We start from the raw sequence: 23,316 nt of genomic DNA, 5'->3' as shown, positions 1-23,316 counted from the left end.
CCGGCCTCTTTTTTTGGCTGCGCTCGATACCGCCGGGATGTTCCGGAGGGAGTCTTGAACGGGCGCGGCAGTCCACCGGCCCGTTCCTCAGCCTGCTACTTGACGATGACGATGCTGGTGTTGGCCGGCCCGAAGGTCTCGACAAGCTGGTAGAAATCGGCGGCATTGTCGGGATGCAGCCGCACGCAGCCATGCGAGGCCGGCTGGCCGAGCCGCTTGATGGCATAGGTAGCGTGCACCGCGTAGCCGCCGCTGAAGAACACCGAGTGCGGCATCGGCGCGTTGTCGTACTTCTTCGAATACCACATCTCATGCATGCGCGTCGGCTTGAACGAACCGGTTGGCGTCACATGCGCCCGGTCGCCGGTCGAAACCTTCCAGGCGAAGGTCGGCCGGCCATCGACCGAGACTTCCATGACCTGCTGTGAAAGCGAGACCCGCGCCACGATCTTGTTGGCGGCGTGCGCTGCGTTGGCGCCGAACAGAAGTGCCGTACCCGTCAGTGCGGCGGCGGTGATGTTGATGAGCTTGGCGGAAATGGTGGTGTGCATGATGTCCCCTCTCTCTGCCGGTCCGGCCGGCTCCAATTCGATGAGCGGCTTATCGCTGCGGCATGTTTCGGACAGATTTCGCGAAATGCTCGTTTGTGTTTCGATTTTGTTTCCTCTGGTTAACAAACCAACGGGTCATGGCGGCGTCGATCCCGCTCGCAAGCCGGAACGATAGGCAGAACATGGGTATTTTCTGTGAAACGAAAGTTCGAATTGCCTTAATATGAAAGACTCAAGGGCGATCTCGAAACCAACCTGCAACAAAGCGCAGCTTCAGGCGGCATGATCCGGATACGGGCCGGAACGAAAGTTGACGCAACGAAAGCAGAACGGCAACGACCATGGGAACGAAATCGAACACGCGGTCCTGGCTACTCAGGATCAGCATCGCGGCGGCGGCCATCGGCGGCGTCGGCACAGTTGCCGGCGGTCCCGTGGCAAGGCTGGCGACGATGACCTCGAGCGAGATCTCTACCCTGCACGTCGCCCTGTTTTCCGCCTCGGTCTGGATTGTTTCCAGCCTGCGCATCGCCCGATTGAAGGCCCTCTGGCGGGTTGGCCTTCGCTTGCTGGCATTGCGCGGCCCCTCCGGCAACTTGCTGCCGAGAGGACCGAAGGCCCGCGCCGCTGCGGGGGGCTCCGTGGGCGGCGCGGGCACTTCGGGAGTTTCCTGAAGCGACCGGCTTCAAATTTGATTTCTGGGAGTTGGAACGATGAAAACGAAATTCGCGGCCTCGGTGCTTTCCGCACTGCTTTATGCGCAGGGCCTGCTGGGCTTTGCCGCCCTTGCCACCGTGCTCCTCAAGGACCGCGCCGCCCACGCAAACGAACTCGTCATGAGCAGCGACATGCCATCGGGCCCGTCGCTGCTGGTTGTACGCTGAACAGCGGGAGCATCGGTGAATGGAAAATCCGATGCTCAGCCAGAATGACAGCCCAAGCGCGATGCCGTCAGTCGGCGAATTGCTGTGGCGGATCGAACCGGTAGCCGGCGCCACGTATGGTGGTGATGGTCTCGGTGTCGAGCTTGCGGCGCAGCCGCACGATGCGCGAATCGATCGAGCGATCGAAGGCGTCGGCATTCTCGGCCGGTGCGGCGGCGATGATGTCGTCACGCGTCAGCACCTTGCGGGGGCTCGCCAGGAACAGCCTGAGCAGCGCCACCTGACCTGGCGAGAGCTGTTCCTCCGTACCGGAGCGGTGCATGACGATGGCCGATCTCAAATCGACGGTCGCGTTCTCCAGCACGATCAGTTCCTGGGTGCCCCTGCCGCGCCGCGAAAGCAGGCCGCCGACACGGGCGGCGAGTTCCCTGACATTGAGCGGGCTTTCGACGACGTCGGCCGCCCCCAGTTCGAGCGCCAGCACCTTGTCGAGGAGATCGGCGGGCCGGCAGATCAGGATGAAATCGGGCCCGTCCCCGCCACCCTCGCCTTGGCCGCCATAGCGCCGGAGCAGGTCCCGCCCTTCCGCCTGGCTGAGACTGTCACCGACGACGACGACGTCGATGCCTTTGCCCGCCAGCAGCGATTCCGCCTCCCAGGGTTGCCGCGCCTGGCGCACATCATGGCCGCGCCGCTCGAGATGGTCAGCAAGTTCGGTCGCCACCACCTCGGCGACGGAAACAAGCGCGATGACGGCCCGTGCTGCCATGTTTTCCAACCATTCCCTTGCAACCGGATATGAGTGCTGGACATGATGTTTATACCCAATCTACTTTCCACTGAAAGTGGCAGCGAGGGCATCGTGCGGGCAAGAATAGTGATCGTCGAGGACGAGCCCGACCTGAGGGACGCGGTAGCCGAATATCTCGGCGCCGCCGGCTATGATGTGGCGACCGCGGAAACCGCGGCCGCCGCGCGCAGCCTGATCGAGACGAAAGCCTTCCATCTGGCCATTCTCGACATCGCCATGCCGGGCGAGGACGGGCTGTCGCTCGGCCGCTGGCTGCGTTCGAAAATGCCGATCGGCATCATCTACGCAACCGCCGCCGGCACGGCGCTCGACCGCATCGTCGGGCTGGAACTCGGCGCCGATGACTATATCGTCAAGCCATACGAACTGCGCGAAGTGCTGGCGAGGGTCCGCAGCGTGCTGCGCCGCGTTCCACAGCCGACGGAGCCGCTCGACAGGAAAGCCAGGACGGATCGCCGCTCGGTCGTCTTCGGCCCGTTCCAGGCTGATCTCGACGGCAGGCTGGTCACTGGCGTCAACGGCGCGGTGATCGAGATGGCCAAGAGCGAATTCGACGTGCTGGAGGTTTTCCTGACCCGCGCCAACCGGCTTTTGACGCGCGCCGCGATCTCGGAAGCGATCGGCTTCACCGAGGATCCGGAATCGTCGCGCGCCGTCGACATACGCATCATGCGCCTGAGAAAGAAGATCGAGGCCGATCCGGCCAACCCGAAATTCCTGCGCACGGTGCGCGGCGAGGGCTATATCTTCTCGCTACCGACCGGCGACAGCAACTGAGCGCCAGACCCACAGGGTTCAGGTTCGCAGCCGTTGCTCGCCGATCGGATTAGGATTGGCATGACCTTGGAATAACGGCTGAAAATGACGGGCGAAGCAACAAGCGCGGATATGCAGGGTTTTAGGCAGGGCGCGGCAATGGCGGCCGTGCGCGTCGTTCGCCGGCTGCGCGAGGCCGGCGACTGGCAGCGCGAGATGGACGGCATACTGGAAACCCTTTGCCGGGCCATCGAGTGCCAGCGCGGCATCCTGTTCCGCTTGCGCGAACTGCCGGGCCAAGGCTTTGCCCAGTCGGTCGCCGCCTACTGGATCGACCCTGACTTCGGCGGCGAACTGGCGTCGCCGACCGTCATCATGCAGTCGATCGTCAATTCGGACCCGCTGCTGGAGCGCGTCGCCGAGGACGAACGGCAAGGCAAGATCTTTGCCGGGCATACGCGTAATCTCGAAGGGTTCCTGAGAACCGATTTCGAAAAGCAGAACATCAAGTCGTTCCTGTCGGTTTCGGTCTTCGCGCACGGCCATCTGTGGGGCACGCTCGCCGTCAATGACTGCGTCGACGAGCGCGAGTGGACCGACGAGGAAGAGGCAACACTACACATCATCGCGCTCGCCATCGGCGACGCCATCGAACATTCGCCTTCAGACGCCCATGCCAGCGAGGTGATCCGCCGCACCATGCTGCAGGCTTCGCTCGATGCCATCATCGTCATCGACGAGGCCGGGTCGATCATCGAATTCAATCCTGCCGCCGAAAAGATGTTCGGCTTCCAGCGCAGCGACATCCTCGGCAAGGACCTGCTCGACACGGTCGTGCCGGAATACTACCGCAAGGGCTATTCCTCTGGCGCCGACTATATGTCGGGCCGTGGCGCGCCGATGGTCGGCCAGCGGCTGGAAACCGTGACGCAGAATGCCGCCGGCGAGGTGTTCCCGATCGAGCTGACGGCGACCGAGATGCGGGTCGCCGACCGCCGCCTGATCTTCGGCTCGATCCGCGACCTGCGCGACAGGCTGCGCGCCGAGGAAGAGATCAACCGGCAGCGCGAGAAGCTGCACCAGAACGAGAAGATGGCGGCGATGGGCTCGCTGCTTGCCGGCGTTTCACACGAACTCAACAACCCGCTGGCGGTGGTGGTCGCGCAGTCGACGCTGCTGCACGAATTCGCCACCGACCCGCAGACCAAGGTGCGCGCCGAGAAGGTGCGTGCCGCCGCCGAGCGCTGCGGCCGCATCGTCAAGAGCTTCCTGTCGATGGTCCGGCTGCATCCGGCCGCGCAGGCCGAGACCGATCTCAACCAGGTGATCCGCGCCGCACTCGAGGTGACTGCCTATGGCGCACGCTCGAGCGGCATCATCATCGACACTGATTTCGCGCCGGGTCCACTGCTGGCCATGGCCGACGCCGACCACGTGACGCAAGTGGCGGCCAATTTCCTCATCAACAGCCAGCACGCACTGGCCGGCATTGCCGGTGACCGGCTGATCAAGGTGCGGACCTTCCGCAGCGATCGCGGCAATCCCGGCTTCTCGGTCGAGGACAACGGACCTGGCATTCCCGAAGCGATCCGCGGCCGCATCTTCGAATCCTATTTCACCACCAAGCCGGTTGGTGTGGGCACCGGCATCGGCCTGTCGATCTCGAAATCGATCATCGAACGGCACAATGGCAATGTCTGGTTCGAGGAAGTGCAGCCCCGAGGCGCGCGTTTCGTTGTCCAGTTGCCGGCCATTTCGGCGGGCATCGCCACCGCGGGCGAGAGCCAGCCACGCTCGAGCGGCCTGCGTCATGCCCTGATCATCGACGACGAGCCTGATGTCGCGGGCTCCTTGTCCGACATTCTCGAATTGATGGGCATCAAGTCGCGGATCGCGCCAGTCTGGGAATCGGGCTCCGCCACCTTGAGCGGCCACATGCCGCCCGACATCGTCTTTTCGGACCTGCGCATGCCCGGCACATCAGGCATGGCCATCTACCGCGAACTGCTTGCCGAGCGGCCCGAGCTGGCACGGCGTTTCGTGCTGGTCACCGGCGATCTGATCGGCGCCAAGGCGGAGATCGAAGCCTTACCGGCGCAGCAGCGGCCGCAGATCCTGGAAAAGCCGTTCAGCACGCTGGACGTGCGCAGCGTGCTTTCATCCATCGCCGAGCAGACCGCTTTGAAAGGCTAAAAAAGAAGCTCCCGGCCGACTTGCGGCGGGAGCTGAATGGAGCGCTGGAGGGAGCGCTCGGGGAGGTCAGAGCAGGAGCCCGAAGAGGGAACCGGTTTTCGGGATCATGCTTCGACAAAAATCAGAAAATGTTGGGCGTGTTGGTCAGCGGCGCGGCATTGGCGATCATGCGGATCGCACGGGCCTTGTGCGTACCGGACTGCTGGGCGATGGCGCGCAGGCAATCGACGCTCTCGGCACCCCAAGCCTGGCCCTTGCAAGCGAAGTCGAGCGTCGGCATCGGCAGGCGGGCGGTCTTGATTGTCGTCGGCGCCCCGTCGACGACGTTGGCCGGCGGGTTCAACGATGCGAAGGCTGGCCCGACTGTCGGCGTAAACGCCATGCCGATGAAGGCGCAAGCAGCCAGCGCCATGAACATGGCCATGGGGTGGTCGCTGGCGCGTTGGCGCAGGGCCAGTTTCGGGCGGCGGTCAGCGCGCTCCGGAGCCTGAAGGCGGTGCTCGCTGCTGATGGTCTCGACTTTCGCATGCATTGTCTTCCCCTTCGCTGCGTTTCTTTTTGATGATGAAACGAACTTAATCGCACTTTGTAACAGCACGAAATTGGGGCGGAACTGGCAATGTAACCAGATTGAAACGGAGCTATCGGGCAAATCCGGGCAGAATCGGTCATTCCGGCTCGCATTTCACCGAGGCGAGCGAATCTCGGGCCGACCGCGCCAGGCGATCCCGGCTCAAACGTCTGCCGAACAGCCAATCGGACCGAGCGCTGGGAACCCTTTTTGCCTCCAGCGAAGCGTCTTGTTCCTCGGCCCACCCGCTTCGTGAAAGCGCGCTTGGATGGCGTTTCGGAAACAAGGGCTAACACCCGGATTCTCCGCGATTTTCCTGGCCGGCCGCTGTATCGAATTCAGTCGAGGGCGATGCCTTGGCCTCGCCACGGAATCCTTCGAATTTTCACAAGCCATTGCATTTCAATGAAAAATATGCTTTTATTGAATGATTATTCAACAAAAAGAAGAGACGTTTTATGAACCCGCACCTCCGTGACGTGGCGATCCCCAACGATTGGGACCGGCGGGGACTACCGGGCTGGAGTTATCATTCCGATGCCCTTCTCGAACTCGAGAAGGAACATGTCTTCCGCAATCACTGGCAGATCGTCGGTCATGTCAGCGACGTCCCGAATGCCGGCGACTACCTGACCATGGACGTGGTCGGCGAACGCGCTTTGATCGTGCGCGGCAAGGACGGCGTCGTGCGCGGCTTCAACAATATGTGCCGCCACCGCGGCAGCCGCGTCGTCGCCGACAGCCAGGGCAATTGCAAGAACGCGCTGGTGTGCCCGTTCCATGGCTGGGTCTACAATCTGGACGGCACGCTGCGCGGCGCCGCGCGCCCGCGTTCCTTTCCTGATCTCGACAAGACCGAGTTCGGCCTGATGCAGCTAGACCTCGAAGTCTGGATGGGCTTCATCTTCATCCGCTTCCGCAACGGCGGACCGCAGCCTTCGGTCGCCGAGTTGATGAAGCCGATCGAGCCGGAATTCGCGCACTACAAGGCCGCCGACATGGTGCCGTCCTGGGGCATATGGAGCCAGAAGACCCCGGTCAACTGGAAGTCGGTGCGCGATGTCGACAATGAGGGCTATCACGTCGCCATGGCGCATCCCGCCCTGCAGGATCTCTATGGCGCGACCTATTTCGACGAGCCCTTCATCAACGGCGTGTCGCGATCCTTCGCCACCTACAACCCGCATGCCGGCCGCCGCTGGAGCGTCAGGAACTACGTTAAGATCGCGCCCGCGCCGACGCATCTGCCGGACTATCTGAAGAAAGCCTGGGTCTATTACGGCATCTTCCCCAATGCGGTCATTTCGGTGATGCCGGAATCAGTGCAGTTCTATCAGGAGTTTCCGCTGTCGACGGGTGAGACCCTGCTGCGCGGCGCCATCTACCGCTACCGCGATGAAAGCCGCGAACAGGCCGCCGCCCGTTACCTCTCCTTCCGCATCGACCGCGACACCATGTCGGAAGATGTCCAGCTGTCGGTGTGGTCGAACGAATCCATGCTGTCCGAAGCCTTCGAGGGGTTTTACCTTTCCGACCTCGAATATGGCGTGCGCACCCACCACGACCATCTGCGCAAGATGCTGCCGGTGCTCGGCCTGGAGACCGCGCCTGAGGAGAAGGACATGTGGAACCTGAACGACGCGCTGAGGTCGCGATCGTAGCACCTCTTCCTTCTCCCGGTGAAACGGGGAGAAGGAAGAAACCTCACCCTCGCCACACACCTTCACGGCGCAGATCATCCATGGTCCGCGAAATGCCCTCGCGCAGAATCCCGACCATGTCGTCGATCTGTTCGCGGGTGATGATCAGCGGTGGCGACATCACGCACATGTTGATCAGCGGCCGCACCAAGAGCCCGAGTTCATGGCAATGGGCATCGATGCGTTTGCCGACATCCTTGTCGAGCTGCAGCGGATTCTTGCTTTCGCGGTCGGCGACGCATTCGACACAGCCCATCAGCCCGGCGCCGCGCACCTCGCCGACCAGCGGCAATTCTTCCAGCGTCTTCAGCTGCGCCTGGAAATAGGGCGCGACCGCCTGCGTGTGGGCAAGCACGCCTTCTTCCAGCAGATCGAGGTTTTTCAGCGCCACGGCGCAGCCGACGGGATGGCTGGTGTAGGTCAGGCCATGGCCGAACATCGCGTCGGGATGGTTCGAACGGCGCAGCTCTTGCAGCAGCCGTTCCGAGATGATGACGCCGCCGAGTGGGAAGTAGCCCGAGGTGACGCCCTTGGCGAAGGTGATCATGTCGGGATCGATGCCGAACACATCGCCCGAGGCGAAGACATGGCCAAGCCGGCCGAAGCCCGTCACCACCTCGTCGGAGACATAGAGGATGTCGTTGTCGCGGCAGATCTCGCGGATGCGCTTGAGGTAGCCGTCCGGCGGGATGACCACGCCGCCCGATGCCTGCACCGGCTCGCCGACAAAGGCGCCTATTCTGTCGGCGCCGACGCGGGCGACCGTGTCGCGGAACTGGTCGACCAGGAAATCCGTGAAGGCGGCAAGGCTCATGCCGTGCGGACGGCGGAACGGATCGGGCGAGGACAGCTTGATCACCAGCTCGTCGGCGCCGTCCATCCAGTCGCGGTCGCGCGGGCGGCCGTTGAGCGAGGCCGACAGATAGGTCGAGCCGTGATAGGCGCCGCCGCGCGACAGGATCAGCTTCTTCTCAGGTCGGCCGCGCACATTGTTGTAGAACTGCATGAAGCGCAGCGCCGTCTCCACGGCCGAAGAGCCGCCGGTCGTGTAGAAGACATGGCTGAGATCGCCCGGCGCGTGGCCGGCGATGCGCATGGCAAGTTCGGCCGACGGCGCGTTCATCGTGTACCAGGGCGTGTTGTAGGACAGCGCCATCACCTGGTCGTACATCACCTTGGCCAGTTCCTCGCGGCGGTGGCCGACATTGACGCACCACATGCCAGCGGGCCCGTCGATCAGCCGCTTGCCGGTGTTGTCGGTGATGTAGATGCCATCGCCCTCGCCGATCAGCGCGCGGGCTTCGGCACCGACGGAACCGGCATAAGGCCAAGGCTGGATGAGATGGCGCTTGCCCAGCTCGATGGCGTCGTCATCGCCGGACGCCGCCATTTCGGTCACCTTCAGATCCCTCACCGCAGCCATCGTCGTCTCCACATCTCTTTCGATTTTTTCAAGGACCTCGAATTGGGTGGCAAATACCGCAGATGGCGGCTTTCTTCACCTGATTTTGAATGTCCGTTCAATCAATATCTCAGAAATAGCGCTTGATTTCAATCCACGGATGCGCGCATGATGAAAGAAAGCCGGCAAGCTAGGAACGCGACCAGCAAAAGTGGTCACCGGTTTTGCGTCCGATCGCGTTCCGAGGATAAAGTGGGAACAAACAGCCGGCGCCAGCACGATGGGATGCGCATGGCGGAACAGTCCAGGCCAGCAACCGAGATCACGCCCGGAGCCCTGCCCTCCGGAGTCTGGCAATGACGGCGGCCGTGGAAGGGTCGCCTCCATTGCGCATGACGCGGGCAAGACGAAATGCCCTTCTGCAATCCGAGCCCGTCCAGGGCTTCGCCCTGATCAGTCCGACCTTTCTCTACGCCCTTATCCTGCTGGTCCTGCCGATCCTGGTGGTCATCGCCCACTCCTTCTGGACGCAGCACTATCTGACCATCGACCGCACCTTCACGCTGGAGAACTACCGCGTCGCGCTGACCGAGCCGATCTACCGCGATCTGTTGTGGCGCTCGCTCTACATTTCGCTGACGGTCAGCCTGTTCACCGTCATCCTCGCCTACCCCATCGCCTACTACATTTCCTTCCATGGCGGCCGCCACAAGAGCCTATGGCTGTTCCTCATCACCATCCCGTTCTGGACCAGCTACCTCCTGCGCGTGATGTCGTGGAAGGTCATCCTCGGCTATAACGGCGTGCTTAATTCTGGCCTGATGGGCCTCGGCATAATCGACGAGCCGTCGACGGCGCTGCTCTACAATTCGAGCGCCGTCATCATCACCCTCACCCATGCCTGGGCGGCCTTTGCCATCCTACCGATCTTCGTCTCGCTGGAAAAAGTCGACCGCACGCTGGTCGAAGCCGCCACCGATCTCGGCGATGGCCCCTTGCGCTCGTTCCTGCGCGTGACCTTGCCGCTGTCGGCGCCGGGCGTCATCTCGGCGGCACTGATCGTTATGATCCCGACCGTCGGCGATTATGTCACGCCGAAGCTGGTTGGCGGCAAGGACGGTGTCATGATCGCCAACGCCATCCAGGCGCAGTTCGGCAAGGCGGCCAACTGGCCGCTGGGGGCCGCGCTTTCCGTCACCACCATGCTGATCGTCACCTTGATGGCCGGCGCCACGGTGCTGATCATCCGCGCCTTGCAGAGGCTGGCACGATGAGGGCGCGGCGTTTCCTGTCGGGCGACTGGCTGTCCGTCTATGCGTTCCTCTATATCGTCTTCCTCTATCTGCCGGTGATCTTCCTGCCGATCTTCTCGGTCAACGTCGCCCCGACACCGAAGTTTCCGCTCACCGGCTTCACCCTGCAATGGTATGCGGACCTGCCGCACACACCGGCCTTGCTCGACGCCGCCTGGAACAGCCTGAAAGTCGGCGTCTGCGCCTCGGTTCTCGCCACCGTGCTCGGTATCCTCGCCGCCCGCTCGATCACTCGCTACCGCTACCCCGGTCGCCGCACCATCAACGGCCTGATCATGGCACCGCTGGTGCTGCCCGAAGTGATCGTCGCCATCTCGATGCTGCTGGTGATGCTGCAGCTGGGTCTCAGCCTGTCGCTGTCCACCGTCGTGCTCGGCCATGTCCTGATCTGCATTCCCTATTCGATGACGGTGCTCACCTCCGGCTTCGAGGGTTTTGATCGCAGCCTGGAGGAAGCCTCCGCCGATCTCGGCGAAAGCGCCTTCGGCACCTTCCGCCGGGTGACGCTGCCGATGGTGGCGCCGGCGATCATCTCCAGCCTGCTGGTCTGCTTCACCATTTCGCTGGACGAGTTCATCATCGCCTTCTTCCTGACCGGCACCGAAGCGACGCTGCCGATCTACATCTGGGGCCAGTTGCGCTTCGCCTCGAAACTGCCAGGCGTGCTGGCGCTGGGCACTTTGCTTCTGGTTGCCTCTTTCCTGTTGATGACAATCGCCGAAATCCTGCGTCGCCGCGCGGCCAGACGCACGCAGAACGAGGGAGGCCTCTATGCCTGAACAGCCGCAGATCGAGCGCCCCCAATCCGATCGGGCCCAATCTGACCGAGCAATGATCGAGATCCGCAACGTCACCCGCAGCTATGGGTCGTTCAAGGCGCTGGATGACGCCTCCCTGACCATCCACGAGGGTGAATTCTTCTCGCTGCTCGGCCCCTCCGGCTGCGGCAAGACCACGCTGCTGCGCATGATCGCTGGCTTCGACAATCCGACCAGCGGTTCGATCGCGGTCGGCGGCCAGCCGATGGAAGGCATTCCGGCCAACCGCCGGCCGACCAACATGGTGTTCCAGAGCTATGCGATCTTCCCGCACCTCAATGTCGAGCAGAATGTCGCCTATGGGTTGAAGCGGCTCAAGCTGCAGGGCGGCGAGGAGAAGCGCCGCGTTGAGGAGGCGCTGGCGCAGGTGTCGCTGACAGGGCTAGGCAAACGGCTGGCGACAGAACTTTCCGGCGGCCAGCGCCAGCGTGTGGCGCTCGCCCGTGCGCTGGTGATGCGGCCCAAGGTGCTGCTGCTCGACGAACCGCTGTCGGCGCTCGACAAGAAGCTGCGCGAGCAGATGCAGGTCGAACTGCGCCGCCTGCAGCAGGCGGTCGGCATCACCTTCGTGCTGGTCACCCACGACCAGTATGAGGCGCTCGCAATGTCCGACCGCATCGCCGTGATGTTCGGCGGCAGGATCGCGCAGGTCGCCTCGCCCAAGGAAATCTACCAGCGCCCGGTCAACCGTCAGGTCGCCGACTTCCTCGGCGGCATGAACTTTGTCAAGGCCGAGATCGTCGAGGAGAACGGCGCCTCGCTGGTCGTCGACACGCTCGGCTTCGGCCGCGTCAAGACCGACAAGCCAAAGGCCTTCGTGCGCAATGGCGGCGCCGCGACGCTCGGCATACGGCCCGAGCGCCTGCGCGTGCTATGGGACAATGCCACGGCAAAATTCGAGGTCGCCGGCAAGGTGGTCGAACGCCACTATTTCGGCGAGATCACCCATCTGATCGTCGAGATACCGGGCCTGGAAAAGCCGCTGTCGGTGACCGAGACCAACGATTTCGGCGCCGACGACATTCCGGTCGGCACCCCGATCCGCCTCGCCTACGATCCCGAAGCGCTGGTGGCGATGGGGGACTGAAGATCGGCGATGACCTTGCGCACGGCGATGCGCCCGGCGACGATCGCACCCTCGACATAGCCCGGGAATGACGGCGACAGTTCCGAAGCAGCGAAATGCACTGGCGGCGCACCCGCGAGAATCGTGCGCTCGGCATCCCTCGCCGTCGCATCGATGATGAGATCGCTGTAGGCGCCGCCGCTCCAGCGGTCATGGATCCAGTCACGCTGGCTGAAATCGACACTGTCGGCTGCGCCTGGACCAAGAGCAGCCACCAGCCTTGCCGTCACTTCCGCGCGCAACGTCGCATCGCTGAGCGCGCGCCATCGTAACGCCAGCGGCCCGCCGACGAAGACGACGAGCGCGGCATGCTCCGCGTCCCTGCTGGCGTCGCAAGCGAACAGCCCCGGCAGGTCGCGCCACATCACCATGCCGCTCGAGCCCCGCTCGCGCCAGAATGGCCGGGGATAGCGCACCAGGATCTTGATCACCGCGCCGCTTTCCCAAACGCCAAGTGCCTGCCTCAGAGAGGGCGGCAAGGCAGGCGCGAAATCGAGCTTCGCGGCCGTCGCCGGCGGCAGCGCGACCAGCACCTGACGCGCATCGATCACGCCATTGCCGGTGACGACACGAACGCCTTGCGGTCCATGCTCGACGCGCGTGACCGGTTCGCCAAGCCGCACTAGGTCGCCGAGATCGCCAGCCAGGTCCTCGGCCAGCGACTGCATGGTCTCGCGCAGGGAATATTGCAGCTCCGGCACTTCGTTGGTGATACGCCGGTCATTGTCGATCAGGTACCAGAGCGGCACCTTGTCCATCGGCAGGCACCACAGGCCTTCGATCATCGAGCGGAAAGCCGTCTTGGCATCGATGGGATCATGCTGCTGTTCCAGCCAGGCCGCGACGCTCATGCCTTTTATCGACGGGTCATCCGGCTCGATGCCGTTCATGCGCTCGCGGATCGCCATCGCGCCGTAATAGGTCTGCTTGGCGTCCCTGGCCGGCATCGGCGGATGGGTGATGAAATCACCCTCGACATAGGTTTCGACGAATGTCTTGCCACGCGCCTTCGCCAACGCCATCACTTCCGGCATGTCCTCGCACAGGAACTGGCCACCACTGTCGATGCGCTCGCCAAGTCCGTTGTGGCTGGCTTCGACCCGTCCGCCGACGCGGTCGCGCGCTTCGAGCAGCACGAAATCGATGCCGGCTTGCTTCAACGCAAGCGCTGCAGACAGGCCGGTAAAGCCGGCGCCGACGATGATGACGTCGGTTCTTTCCGGTTCGCTCGTCAATAGCCGGCCTTGATCTTCTCGAACTCGTCGACCATGCGCTTCTTCAGCTCCGGCGCGATCGGCTGCTGGAACAGCGTCTTGTCGAGGAACTTGTCGATGTCGTCGAAGCCGCGTTCGGCCAGCACCTTGTGGTCGATCGCGGCCATGCCGGCACTGTTGCCATGGCCGTAGCCGAACGTCGTGACCATGTATTTCGAAATATCCGGCGCATTGACCGCGCTCAGGAAATCATAGGCCTGGTCGAGTTTGCCCGGCGCGTCCTTCATCAGCACGTAGCCGCACACCCAGGTCGATATGCCTTCCTTGGTGTCGCGGTTCATGGCGACGGGAACACCTTGCCCGCTCATCGCGATCAGTGTCTGGCCCCAGCCCCAGGCAAGGTCGACCTCGTTGCCGGAAAACGCCTGGTCGATGTCGCTCGAATCGGTCCAGTAAAGACGGACATTCTTGTGCACCTGGCGCAGGAAATCGGACGCCTCCTTGAACTGCGCGTCGGTCATCTTGGTCCAGTCCTTCAGGCCGATGACCAGGCTCGCCAGCGCATAGGCATCGTCGACATTGTCGCCGATGGTGACGCGGCCCTTGAATTTCGGATCGGCCAGGATCCGCAGCGACTTCGCCTCGTCGGCCGTCACATTGTCGGTGCGGTAGAGCAGTGCCGTGTTGCCCCAGTCGAACGGCATGAACCAGGCCTTGCCGTCGGCCGTGGTGGTGAGGTTCTTCATCGCCATGATGCCGGGATTGAGATCCTTCCAGCCGGCAATCCGCGAGGTGTCGAGCGGCTGCAGCAGGCCGGCGTCGCGCCATTTCGCCACGCTTTGCGAACAGGGATGCGCGATATCGGTCTTGAAGCCCGCCCGCATCTTCTCGAAGGCTTCATCCTCGTCGCCGAAGAAAGCGAAGGTCGGCTCGGCGCCGTATTTCGCGGTGTAGGCGGGATGCAGCAGCGGATCCTCGTAACCGGACCAGTCGAACACCACGAGATCGCCGCCGCCTTCCGCCCAGGCATAGGCCACGCCGGCGCCGATCGTGCAGGCGGCGGCAAGCGCAAGGCGGCGTAGCATTGGCGTCATGGCGAAACTCCCCCCATCGCGAAAGGCTGCAGCGAGGTTAGGAGAAATCATCTGCTTTGGCGAGGGTCGTCCGCTGCACCGAGGCGGCAGCGGACGGACCGTGGAGCGAGCTCAATACCCGGCTTTGATCTTCTCGAATTCGGCGATCATCTTCAGCTTGAGGTCGGACGGCAGCGGCGACTGGAACAGCGTCTTGTCGACGAATTTCTGAACGTCGTCATAGCCCTTCTCCTTCAGGATCGCCTGATCGACGCCGGCCATGCCCTTGGCGTTGGCCTGGCCATAGCCCCAGTCCTTGACCAGCACCTTGGCGGTCTCCGGATCGTTGACGGCGTTCAGATAATCATAGGCCTTGTCGATGTTGCCGGGCGCGTCCTTGAACAGCACATAGCCGCAGACCCAGGTCGAGATGCCTTCACTGGTATCCTTTACGGATTTGATCGGCACGCCGGCGGCGACCGACTGCACCGTCGCATCGTTCCAGGCCCAGGCGAGATCGACCTCGCCACCGCTCAGCAGCTGCACGATGTCGGTGGTGTCGGTCCAGTAGGAGCGGACGTTCTTGTGCACCTGGCGCAGGAAGTCGGAGGCCTGCTTGAACTGGTCGTCCGTCATCTTGGTCCAGTCCCTCAAGCCGATGGCCAGGCTCGCCAGCGCATAGGCATCGTCGACATTGTCGCCGATCGACACCCGGCCCTTGAACTTCGGATCGGCGAATACCCTCAGCGACTGCACGTCCTTGGCGTCGATCTTGGAGGAATTGTAGGTGAGCTGCGTGTTGCCCCAGTCCCACGGCATGAACCACGCCTTGCCGTCATCGGTCGTGGCGAGATTTTTCATCGCCATGATGCCGGGATTGAGATCTTTCCAGCCCGTGATCTTCGAGGTGTCGAGCGGTTGCAAGAGGCCTGCTTCGCGCCACTTCGTCACGCTCTGCGAGCAGGGATGGCCAAGATCGGCCTTGAAGCCGGAGCGCACCTTCTCGAACGCCTCGTCCTCGTCGCCGAAGAAGGCGAAGGTCGGCGAATCGCCGTTTTTCTCGACATATTTCGGGTGGAAGCTGGGGGCTTCATAGCCGGACCAGTCGAACACGATCAGGTCCTTGTCGGCAGCGACGGCGAACGCTGCCGCCGAAGCCGCAAGCGCGCCGCCCAGCGCCAATGTCAATGTCAGGCGTCGGCTAAGGTTCTTCATGCTGTTCCATCCTCTTTTTGGTCTTGCCGGTCTTGGCGGCCGGCTGTTGCTAACCGTAATGCTTGGGGAAGGCCGAGGCCAAAAAAGCATTGGCCGCCTGCAAGGCTGTTTCGCGCGTTGTGTCCTCGGTGCCCATCATCAGCCGCAGCCACAGCCCCTCCAGCATGGCAGACAGCGCCAGCGCCATCACCTGCGGCTCATAACCATACGCGCCGCTCTGCTTGAGCTCCGTGCAGAGATCGATGAAGACCTGTTGGTAATAGTTGTCGCGCGAACTGCTCAGCGCCTGATAGGTCGGCCGCGACTTGGCCTCGCCCCAAAAGGCCAGCCAGGCGGCGAGCTTGCGCTTGTTGCAGATCGAGCGGTCGAAATCGGCCCACACCAGTTGCTGCAGCTGCCGCGCCGGATCGTCGCCTGCCTTCTGCAGGGAGGCGCGCCAATGCGCCGAATACTCGTCATACATGTGCTGCAGCGTCGCGATCAGCAGCTTTTCCTTGCTCTCGAAATGGAAGTTGACGATGCCACGCGACAGGCCCGCGCCATCGGCGACATCGGCCATCGTCGTCTCGGCATAGCCGCGCTTGGCCAGGGAATCGATCGTCGCCTCGATCAGCTGCAGCTGACGGACCTCCTTCGAAGCCTTGCGGCCGCGCTTTTCGGCATCGCCCTTTTGCGCCGTTTCGGCGGGAATGTCCCTGGCCTCGGAAATCTTCATGGGTGTGACGGTCTCCAGCATTGCCGGCTATCCAACCGGCCTCCAACCGCGCAGATGAGTGGGACGGTGCTCGCCACTGTCAAGCACCTTCTGCATGGCCTCCCAGGTCTTGATATTCTTGTCGACATAGGCCGCGCCGACCGCGGCGGCGGCTCGGGCGTAGAGCGGTCCCTTGAGCCGCGCCAGTTCGCCGCGCGCTACCTCGCGGTACCAGGAATTACGGTCGCGCACGGTGATGTCGGCGAAGCCGGCGTTACGCATCGCCTGCGCATAGCGCGCCGGTGAGGCCATGGCGAAGGACAGTCCTTCCGCGGCGACATACGCCTTCATCTCCGGTGACGGTTCGCCGTCATGCGAAATCATCCAGTTGGAAGCGGCAAAGACGCCGCCCGGTTTCAGCACGCGGAAGATTTCGGCGAACAAGGCGTCCTTGTCGGGCACATGCAGCAGCGCGTCCTTGGAAAAGACGACATCGAAGGAGCGATCGGCGAAGGGCAGCCGTCCGGGAGGCGCCTGGATGAAGTCAGCACGGTCCGAGAGCCCGTGCGCACCAGCCCGTCGTCTGGCTGCCTCGATCACCGGCTGCTCGACATCGAAGCCGGTGGCGTGGGCGGCGCCATGGCGCTCGACCAGATGCAGGGTGATGCCGCCGGCCCCACAGCCGATATCGAGGACCGTCTTGCCCCTCAGCGAAAGCCCTTCGACCACCCGGTCGACCTCTTCGGGTCCGCCCGGCGACAGATAGCCCTCGCCCCACAGCGCCTCGAGGAAGCGGATGGCGGTATCGTCATACTCGGCATCTGCTGTTTCGATCATCAGCCCTCGATCCCCAATCGACGAATGCTCAGTTCGAACGCTGGCAAAGCCTAGCGCATGTCGGGGAAAACGCAACATCATTTGTTGAACATTCATTCAGAATGTCTGGACAGAATGGCCGACACCGTGCCAAATTCCCCACATTCGGGAACAGATCACGCAAAGATGAACAGCGGGTCGCACAGAGCAATTCCAGGAAAAGTGTGAGCGGTTTTCCCGGGAAATCGCACAGCGCTTTCCCTTGGGAATTGCTTGGAAACAAAGAGACTGGGCCACAATGAAAGCTTGGGACGCGATCATCATCGGCGGCGGACATAACGGCCTGGTCAATGCCTGCTATCTGCAGCGCGCCGGGCTCGACGTGCTGGTAGTTGAGAAGAACGACTGGGTCGGGGGCGCCGCCACCAGCCGCGAGCTGACACCGGGTTTCCTCTACTCCAACTGCTCCTATGTCTGCTCGCTGTTCCGCCCGGAAATCATGCGCGACCTCGAACTGCCGCGCTTTGGCCTGCAGGTCATTTCCTATGAGGGCGGCGCGGTGTTCACTCGCGACGGCGACTATCTCGCCAACTACCGCGACCATGATGCGCACCGGCGCGAATTCGCCCGCTTCTCCAGGCGCGATGCCGAAGCCTATGACCGCTACGCCCGCGACGTGACGCGGCAGTGCCGCTTCATCCAGCCGCTGTTGATGCGCACCGCGCCCGACCCGACCAGCCTCAAGCCGCGCGACCTTGGCGAGCTTCTCTATCTCGGCAAGAAATTCGCCGGCCTGTCGGCGGAAGAAATGGCACTGACATTGCGCTTCTGGACCATGTCGATCTCGGAATTCCTCGACGAGTATTTCGAGACCGATGTCATCAAGGCCAACTTCGCTTTGTCCGGCATCATCGGCACCGCGCTCGGACCGATGTCGCCCGGTACGGCTTACGTGCTGCTGCACCACTATATGGGCGAGGTCGACGGCTCGGTCGGCGCATGGGGCTATGCACGCGGCGGCATGGGCGCGGTCACCAAGGCGCTGGCCGCGTCGTTCAAAGCCTCGGGCGGCACCATCCGCACCGGGGCCGAGGTCGACCATGTGCTGGTGACCAGAGGCAAGGCCAAAGGCGTGGTGTTGGCCGGCGGCGAGGAGATCTGCGGCAAACTCGTCGTCTCCAACGCCGACGTCAAACGCACCTTCCTGAAGCTGGTCGAGGAAAAGGAACTGCCCGACATTTTCCTGCGCCGGGTGAAGAACTTCAAGATCCGCGGCTCCTCCGGCAAGGTCAACATCGCGCTCGATTCGCTGCCGGAATTCCCGGCACTGCCGAAGGACTCGCCGGTCTATCGCGGCGACATGCATTTCACCGATTCGATGGAGCGCATGGAACGCGCCTATGATGACTGGAAGGCCGGGCGCTGGTCGGCCGATCCTTTCCTCGACATGGTCATCCCGACCACGCTCGACCCGACCATGGCGCCGCCCGGCAAGCACTTCATGAGTTGCTTCGTGCAATACGCGCCGCCCAAGGTGAATGGCCGCGAATGGACCGATGCCGACCGCGACGGTTTCGCCGAAAGCGTGATTACGCAAATCGCCGAGTACTCGCCGGGCTTCCGCGACCGCATCGTCCATATGGAAGTTCGCACACCGCGCGAGATCGAGGCCGAGGTCGGCCTGACCGAGGGCAATATTTTCCAGGGCGAGCTGACCTTCGACCAGTTGCTGTTCAACCGTCCGGTGCCGGGCTATGCGCAGTACCGCTCGCCGGTCGGCGGGCTCTATATGTGCGGTTCCTCGACCCACCCCGGCGGCGGTGTCATGGGTGCGCCCGGCCGCAATGCCGCCGCCGAGATCCTGCGCGATCTCGCCAAATCCACCTCGCACATGAGCCCTGCCCATGACGTCATTTGATGCAATCGTCGTCGGCGGCGGCCACAACGGCCTCGTCGCTGCCGCCACGCTGGCCAAAGCCGGCCGCAAGGTGCTGGTGCTGGAAGCGGGCAGCGAAGTTGGCGGCGCCGCGCGCACCGAGGAATTCGCCCCGGGTTTTCGCGTCTCGTCGGTCGCTCATCTGCTGAACCGCCTGCTTCCCGATGTGGTGAAGACGCTGGACCTGGAGAAGCATGGGCTGCAATTTGCCCGCGCCGACTTCCTGCCTTCGGTAGCGCTGTCGAAAGACGGCCCCTCACTTATGCTGCATGGTGCCTATGGCGAGGTTCTGACCGGCGCCAGCTCTTCGGAACAGTCGGCCTGGAAGGAATTGCGTGCGCAATTGCTGCGCTATGCCGGCATCCTGAAGCCCTTCCTCTCCCGCCGGGCGCCCGATCTCGCCGGCATGTCGCTGCTGGAGACCGCAGCCCTCGGCCAGACCGCGCTGGCGCTGAAGAAGCTCGGCAAGGAAGACATGCGCGACTTCCTGCGCGTGCTGTTGATGAACGTCGCCGACCTGCTCGACGAACAGCTTGAAGATATCAGGCTGAAGGGCCTGCTCGCTTTCGACGCGACGCTCGGCAGCCATCTCGGCCCGCGCTCACCGACCTCGCTGCTGGGTCTCTACTATCGCCTGGCTGGCGAGACCGGCGGAGCATCTGGCGCTCAAATGCTGCCGAAGGGCGGCATGGGCGCCGTCGTCGCCGCCGTCCGCGCCGCGGCGGAAAAGGCCGGCGTCACCATCCGCACATCGGTTACCGCAGCAAAAATCATCGTCGAGAAAGGCCGCGCCGTCGGCGTCGCACTCGACACGGGCGAGGAGCTGCGCACCAGAACTGTTGTCTCGGCCATCAATCCGGCGACCACCTTTCTCGAACTCGTCGGCCCGCGCGAGATCGACACCGGCTTCCTGCGCAAGGTGAAAAACATCCGCATGAAGGGCGATGCCGCCAAGCTTCATCTGGCGCTCGACCGGCCGCCGCAATTCACCGGTGCCGATGCCACCGCTCACAAGGGTCGGCTTGTCATCGCGCCCTCGCCCGATCATGTCGAGCGTGCCTTCAACCCATGCAAGTATGGCGAATTCTCACCCGAGCCGGTGATGGAGATCACACTGCCCAGCCTTGCCGATCCGACGCTTGCACCCGACGGCGCCTGCGTGCTTTCGGCCGTGGTGCAATATGCGCCCTATGCGCTGAAGCAGGGCTGGGATGCAGGCAGGCCTGAATTCCTCAAGGCGATCATGGCCCAGCTCGAGGCCTATGCGCCCGGCATCGGCAAGAGCGTCGTCCATGCCGAGCTTCTGACGCCGGCCGATATCGAGACGCGCTACCGCATGCCCGGCGGCCACTGGCACCATGGAGAATTGCAGGCCGACCAGATGCTGATCTCGCGGCCCGTCTCCGGCTGGTCGGGCTACGACACGCCGCTCGAAGGCCTGTTCATGGCCGGCGCCGGCTCGCATCCCGGCGGCGGTGTCTCCGGCGCGCCCGGCTTGAACGCCGCGCGACGCATCATTGCGATGAAGGGGTAAGCCATGACCCAGGCAACCAGGAAGAAGCCCGCTGCAAAGACGCCCGATGTGGCCGTTTCCACTCGCATCGCCGCGCAATCACATTTCCGCACGCTGCGCCTCGGCACGCCGTTCCAGCCGCGTCTCGACGCGCTGGCCAAAACCCAGGATTGGTACAATTGGGCCGGCTACCGCGCGCCGCATTCGCTGTGGGACGAGGAGCTGGAATATTTCGCCATTCGCAGCCAAGCGGCTTTGTTCGACATCTCACCGATGACCAAATACCGGATCGAGGGGCCGGATGCCGAGGCCTTCCTCGATCGTGTCACGCTGCGCGATGTCACCAAGCTCAGGCCCGGCCGCGTCCATTACACGGCGTGGTGCGACGACGAAGGTTTTGTCCTCGACGACGGCACGCTGTTCAGGCTCTCACCGATACGCTTTCGGCTGTGCTCACAGGAACGGCATCTGCCGTGGCTGCTCGACAGTGCCATCGGATTCGATGTGACGGTCGAGGAAGAAACCGAGGCCGTCGCAGGGCTCGCCTTGCAAGGGCCAACCTCCTTCGCCGTGCTGCGCGATGCCGGCTTCGCCGGCGTCGACAATCTCAAGATCTTCGACCTAGGCGAGTTCGCCCATGATGGCGGCACTGTCACCATCTCGCGCACCGGCTTCACCGGCGACCTCGGCTATGAACTCTTCGTGCCGGCCGACAAGGCGCTGAGCCTGTGGGACCGGCTGATGACGGCGGGCGAGCTGCGCGGCATCCGCGCCATCGGCTACACCGCACTCAATCGTGCCCGGCTCGAGGCCGGGCTGATCGTCGCCAATGCCGACTTCACCACCGCCGAACATGCCATCCGCACCGACCGCTTGCGCAGGCCCGACGAGATCGGCCTCGGTTTCATGGTCGATCCGGAAAAAGGCCATTTCAACGGCCGCCGCGCCATCCTCGAAGCGCGTGCCAAACGCAAGCTGCGCCAAGTGCTGGTTGGGCTGGAGATCGAAGGCAACATCCCGGCCGAACACGCCATCGTCTACTACAAGAAAAGCCAGGAGATCGGCCTGGTCAGCGCCGCCATGTGGTCGCCAATGGCCAAGCGCAACATCGCCATCGCCTCGCTGGCGCGGCCCTATGGTGATACTGTCGTGGAAGACCTCTGGGTGGAGATCTACGCCATGCGCGAGCTGCAGTACCAGAAGCTGATGAAGCGGGCCAAGGTGGTGGCGCGGCCCTTCATCAAACTCGACCGCCGCACCGCCAATCCGCCGGCGGATTTCTGACCATGGCCGACGAAGCGCAGCTGGAGGTCGCCGAGCAGTGGGAGCTGGTCAACACGCCGCTCGGCGAGAAATGGTCCGGCCGCACGCGCTATGCCGCCGCCATGTTCTTCTACAAGCGCGACGAGATGAGTGCCGAGACACTCGAAGTCTACCGCATCTGTGCACGGCTCGATTCAGAGAACCCGCTGCCGATCATCCGCGACCGCGGCGTCGGCAAGGACTGGCTGAAAAGGATGGGTTTCGAGTAGCGCCTGCGCGTTATCCAATGGTTCTTTCGAGCATGCTCAACCAATTGCGGTAAGCGATCTTCTCGATCAGCGCCTGGCCGAAACCACGCGCGGCCAGCGCATCGATCAGTTTCGGCAGGCCGGCGACGTCGCCGATGACGGCCGGGATCATCGCGCCGTCGAAATCCGAACCGAGACCGACGCCGTCCTCGCCCAGCGCCTGCAGCAGGGAATCGACATGGCGCACCATGATGTCGAGGCTGGTGTCGGCATTCATGCGGCCGTCCTCGCGCAGGAAGCCGGTGGCGAAGTTCAGCCCCACCATGCCGCCGGACTCGCGTATGGCGCCGAGTTGCCAGTCGGTGAGATTGCGCGAATGGGTGCAGAGCGCATGCACGTTGGAGTGGGTGGCGACCAGCGGCGCGTCGCTGAGACCGGCGACATCGCGAAAACCCTTCTCGTTGAGATGCGAAAGATCGATCATGATCTTCAGTTCGTTGCACGCCTTGACCAGCGCCTTGCCGGCATCGGTCAGCCCTGGGCCGGTGTCCGGCGAGGATGGAAAGCGGAACGGCACGCCGTTGCCGAAGGCGTTCGGCCGGCTCCAGACGATGCCGAGCGAGCGCAGGCCGGCGGCATGCAGCACGTCGAGCATGGTGAGTTCAGGATCGATCGCCTCGACGCCTTCGATGTGGAACACCGCGGCGATCGTGCCTTTGGCCATGGCGTTGCGCACATCGCCGGCAGTGCGGCAGACGGCAAGCGCCCCGGCCCGTTCCAGCCGAAACAGGATCGAGGCCATGGCGATCGTCGAGTTGAGCGCATCGGCGCGCGGCACCTCCGGCGGCAGTGGCTCGCTGTCGCTCGGCGCCAAGGGCACGGCGCTGCGCCTGGCCTTCTCGACGGGCGGTGGGAAGATGGCGAACATGCCGCCGGCGAAGCCGCCCGCCTTGGCGCGCGGCACGTCGATATGACCGCCCGACTGGCCTTCGACGAACAGCTTTTCGACGTCCCTGTCCTTCGACTGATACAGCCTGAGCAGCGTATCATTGTGGCCGTCGAAGACGGGGACGAGGTCGGTTTCGGTCATCAGGGGATCATTCGGTTCGTTTGTCGGCACGGCGAGATATCATATCTAGGCAAGATATCCGGTCGCGGCAAATGACAAAGCCAGCCGGCAGCGGGGACTGCCCCTTTATCCCCCCGCTGCAGCCTATCG

22 protein-coding genes are annotated in these 23,316 nt (G+C 63.4%); 11 read left to right on the top strand and 11 right to left on the bottom strand.

Going from position 1 to position 23,316, the window contains the following annotated elements; all coding sequences use genetic code 11:
• Nucleotides 1-95: 95 nt before the first annotated feature.
• Together JN279_RS07965 and JN279_RS07960 are read right to left on the bottom strand one after the other, a co-directional pair.
• Nucleotides 96-551: a L,D-transpeptidase gene (locus tag JN279_RS07965; RefSeq protein ID WP_183463675.1), complete on the bottom strand. Its 456-nt coding sequence runs from the start codon at nucleotides 549-551 to the stop codon at nucleotides 96-98.
• A 232-nt stretch (nucleotides 552-783) separates the two neighbouring features.
• Nucleotides 784-1,080: a hypothetical protein gene (locus JN279_RS07960; RefSeq protein ID WP_202352447.1), complete on the bottom strand. Its 297-nt coding sequence runs from the start codon at nucleotides 1,078-1,080 to the stop codon at nucleotides 784-786.
• Nucleotides 1,081-1,264: 184 nt separating this feature from the next.
• Between JN279_RS07960 and JN279_RS07955 the strand changes: the two genes are divergently transcribed.
• Complete coding sequence (locus JN279_RS07955; RefSeq protein WP_183463679.1) at nucleotides 1,265-1,435, top strand: hypothetical protein; 171 nt, start codon at nucleotides 1,265-1,267, stop codon at nucleotides 1,433-1,435.
• Nucleotides 1,436-1,502: 67 nt separating this feature from the next.
• Here the strand turns inward: JN279_RS07955 and JN279_RS07950 are convergent, their stop codons facing one another.
• Nucleotides 1,503-2,204, bottom strand: a complete 702-nt coding sequence (locus tag JN279_RS07950; protein WP_202352446.1) for a response regulator transcription factor — start codon at nucleotides 2,202-2,204, stop codon at nucleotides 1,503-1,505.
• Between the two features lie 45 nt (nucleotides 2,205-2,249).
• Here JN279_RS07950 and JN279_RS07945 point away from each other — a divergent pair, with 45 nt between their 5' ends.
• A complete protein-coding gene (locus JN279_RS07945; protein ID WP_202353664.1) occupies nucleotides 2,250-3,023 on the top strand; it encodes a response regulator in 774 nt (257 codons plus the stop codon).
• 84 nt (nucleotides 3,024-3,107) lie between these two features.
• Nucleotides 3,108-5,195: a PAS domain S-box protein gene (locus tag JN279_RS07940; protein WP_202352445.1), complete on the top strand. Its 2,088-nt coding sequence runs from the start codon at nucleotides 3,108-3,110 to the stop codon at nucleotides 5,193-5,195.
• A 121-nt stretch (nucleotides 5,196-5,316) separates the two neighbouring features.
• On the opposite strand, the gene JN279_RS07935 is transcribed toward JN279_RS07940, so the two are convergent.
• Entirely contained in the window at nucleotides 5,317-5,727 is a 411-nt protein-coding gene (locus JN279_RS07935) for a hypothetical protein (RefSeq protein WP_096450906.1), read from the bottom strand.
• Between the two features lie 497 nt (nucleotides 5,728-6,224).
• Between JN279_RS07935 and JN279_RS07930 the strand changes: the two genes are divergently transcribed.
• Nucleotides 6,225-7,427: an aromatic ring-hydroxylating oxygenase subunit alpha gene (locus JN279_RS07930; protein ID WP_202352444.1), complete on the top strand. Its 1,203-nt coding sequence runs from the start codon at nucleotides 6,225-6,227 to the stop codon at nucleotides 7,425-7,427.
• A gap of 43 nt (nucleotides 7,428-7,470) precedes the next feature.
• Here the strand turns inward: JN279_RS07930 and JN279_RS07925 are convergent, their stop codons facing one another.
• Nucleotides 7,471-8,889 (bottom strand): aminotransferase, encoded by a 1,419-nt coding sequence (locus JN279_RS07925; protein ID WP_202352443.1) that lies wholly within the window; start codon nucleotides 8,887-8,889, stop codon nucleotides 7,471-7,473.
• A gap of 335 nt (nucleotides 8,890-9,224) precedes the next feature.
• Between JN279_RS07925 and JN279_RS07920 the strand changes: the two genes are divergently transcribed.
• From JN279_RS07920 to JN279_RS07910, 3 genes are read left to right on the top strand one after another with little or no spacing between them, the layout of a single operon-like run.
• Nucleotides 9,225-10,142: an ABC transporter permease gene (locus tag JN279_RS07920; RefSeq protein WP_202352442.1), complete on the top strand. Its 918-nt coding sequence runs from the start codon at nucleotides 9,225-9,227 to the stop codon at nucleotides 10,140-10,142.
• Nucleotides 10,139-10,960 carry an ABC transporter permease gene (locus tag JN279_RS07915; protein WP_202352441.1) on the top strand — a complete coding sequence of 274 codons (822 nt, stop codon included), beginning with the start codon at nucleotides 10,139-10,141 and terminating at the stop codon, nucleotides 10,958-10,960. The genes JN279_RS07920 and JN279_RS07915 overlap by 4 nt, the downstream gene beginning before the upstream one ends.
• A 52-nt stretch (nucleotides 10,961-11,012) precedes the next feature.
• Nucleotides 11,013-12,086 (top strand): ABC transporter ATP-binding protein, encoded by a 1,074-nt coding sequence (locus JN279_RS07910; protein WP_202352440.1) that lies wholly within the window; start codon nucleotides 11,013-11,015, stop codon nucleotides 12,084-12,086.
• On the opposite strand, the gene JN279_RS07905 is transcribed toward JN279_RS07910, so the two are convergent.
• The 5 genes from JN279_RS07905 to JN279_RS07885 all read right to left on the bottom strand — a co-directional run bounded on the left by JN279_RS07905 (nucleotide 12,050) and on the right by JN279_RS07885 (nucleotide 17,158).
• Nucleotides 12,050-13,360, bottom strand: a complete 1,311-nt coding sequence (locus JN279_RS07905; protein WP_202352439.1) for a flavin monoamine oxidase family protein — start codon at nucleotides 13,358-13,360, stop codon at nucleotides 12,050-12,052. The two genes, JN279_RS07910 and JN279_RS07905, sit on opposite strands and share 37 nt — an antisense overlap.
• A complete protein-coding gene (locus JN279_RS07900) occupies nucleotides 13,357-14,433 on the bottom strand; it encodes an extracellular solute-binding protein (RefSeq protein ID WP_202352438.1) in 1,077 nt (358 codons plus the stop codon). Before JN279_RS07900 ends, JN279_RS07905 begins: the two co-directional genes overlap by 4 nt.
• 111 nt (nucleotides 14,434-14,544) lie before the next feature.
• Nucleotides 14,545-15,627: an ABC transporter substrate-binding protein gene (locus JN279_RS07895; RefSeq protein ID WP_202352437.1), complete on the bottom strand. Its 1,083-nt coding sequence runs from the start codon at nucleotides 15,625-15,627 to the stop codon at nucleotides 14,545-14,547.
• Nucleotides 15,628-15,676: 49 nt separating this feature from the next.
• Nucleotides 15,677-16,363: a transcriptional regulator BetI gene (betI, locus tag JN279_RS07890; protein ID WP_202352436.1), complete on the bottom strand. Its 687-nt coding sequence runs from the start codon at nucleotides 16,361-16,363 to the stop codon at nucleotides 15,677-15,679.
• A 6-nt stretch (nucleotides 16,364-16,369) separates the two neighbouring features.
• Nucleotides 16,370-17,158, bottom strand: coding sequence for a methyltransferase domain-containing protein (locus JN279_RS07885; protein WP_202352435.1), 789 nt, complete (start codon nucleotides 17,156-17,158; stop codon nucleotides 16,370-16,372).
• Between the two features lie 277 nt (nucleotides 17,159-17,435).
• Between JN279_RS07885 and JN279_RS07880 the strand changes: the two genes are divergently transcribed.
• From JN279_RS07880 to JN279_RS07865, 4 genes are read left to right on the top strand one after another with little or no spacing between them, the layout of a single operon-like run.
• Entirely contained in the window at nucleotides 17,436-19,055 is a 1,620-nt protein-coding gene (locus JN279_RS07880) for a phytoene desaturase family protein (protein WP_202352434.1), read from the top strand.
• Nucleotides 19,042-20,607, top strand: coding sequence for a phytoene desaturase family protein (locus JN279_RS07875; protein ID WP_202352433.1), 1,566 nt, complete (start codon nucleotides 19,042-19,044; stop codon nucleotides 20,605-20,607). The genes JN279_RS07880 and JN279_RS07875 overlap by 14 nt, the downstream gene beginning before the upstream one ends.
• A gap of 3 nt (nucleotides 20,608-20,610) precedes the next feature.
• Complete coding sequence (locus JN279_RS07870; protein ID WP_202352432.1) at nucleotides 20,611-21,870, top strand: aminomethyltransferase family protein; 1,260 nt, start codon at nucleotides 20,611-20,613, stop codon at nucleotides 21,868-21,870.
• Nucleotides 21,871-21,872: 2 nt separating this feature from the next.
• A complete protein-coding gene (locus JN279_RS07865; protein WP_096450932.1) occupies nucleotides 21,873-22,118 on the top strand; it encodes a hypothetical protein in 246 nt (81 codons plus the stop codon).
• A 10-nt stretch (nucleotides 22,119-22,128) separates the two neighbouring features.
• Here the strand turns inward: JN279_RS07865 and JN279_RS07860 are convergent, their stop codons facing one another.
• On the bottom strand, nucleotides 22,129-23,187 hold the full coding sequence (locus JN279_RS07860; RefSeq protein ID WP_096450934.1) for a dipeptidase: 1,059 nt from the start codon (nucleotides 23,185-23,187) through the stop codon (nucleotides 22,129-22,131).
• Nucleotides 23,188-23,316: the final 129 nt, after the last annotated feature.

The organism is Mesorhizobium sp. 113-1-2 (assembly GCF_016756475.1).
GTDB lineage: Bacteria > Pseudomonadota > Alphaproteobacteria > Rhizobiales > Rhizobiaceae > Mesorhizobium > Mesorhizobium loti_C.
The sequence above is the reverse complement of the archived record's forward strand: the minus strand, read 5'-3'. Positions and strand labels throughout refer to the sequence as shown.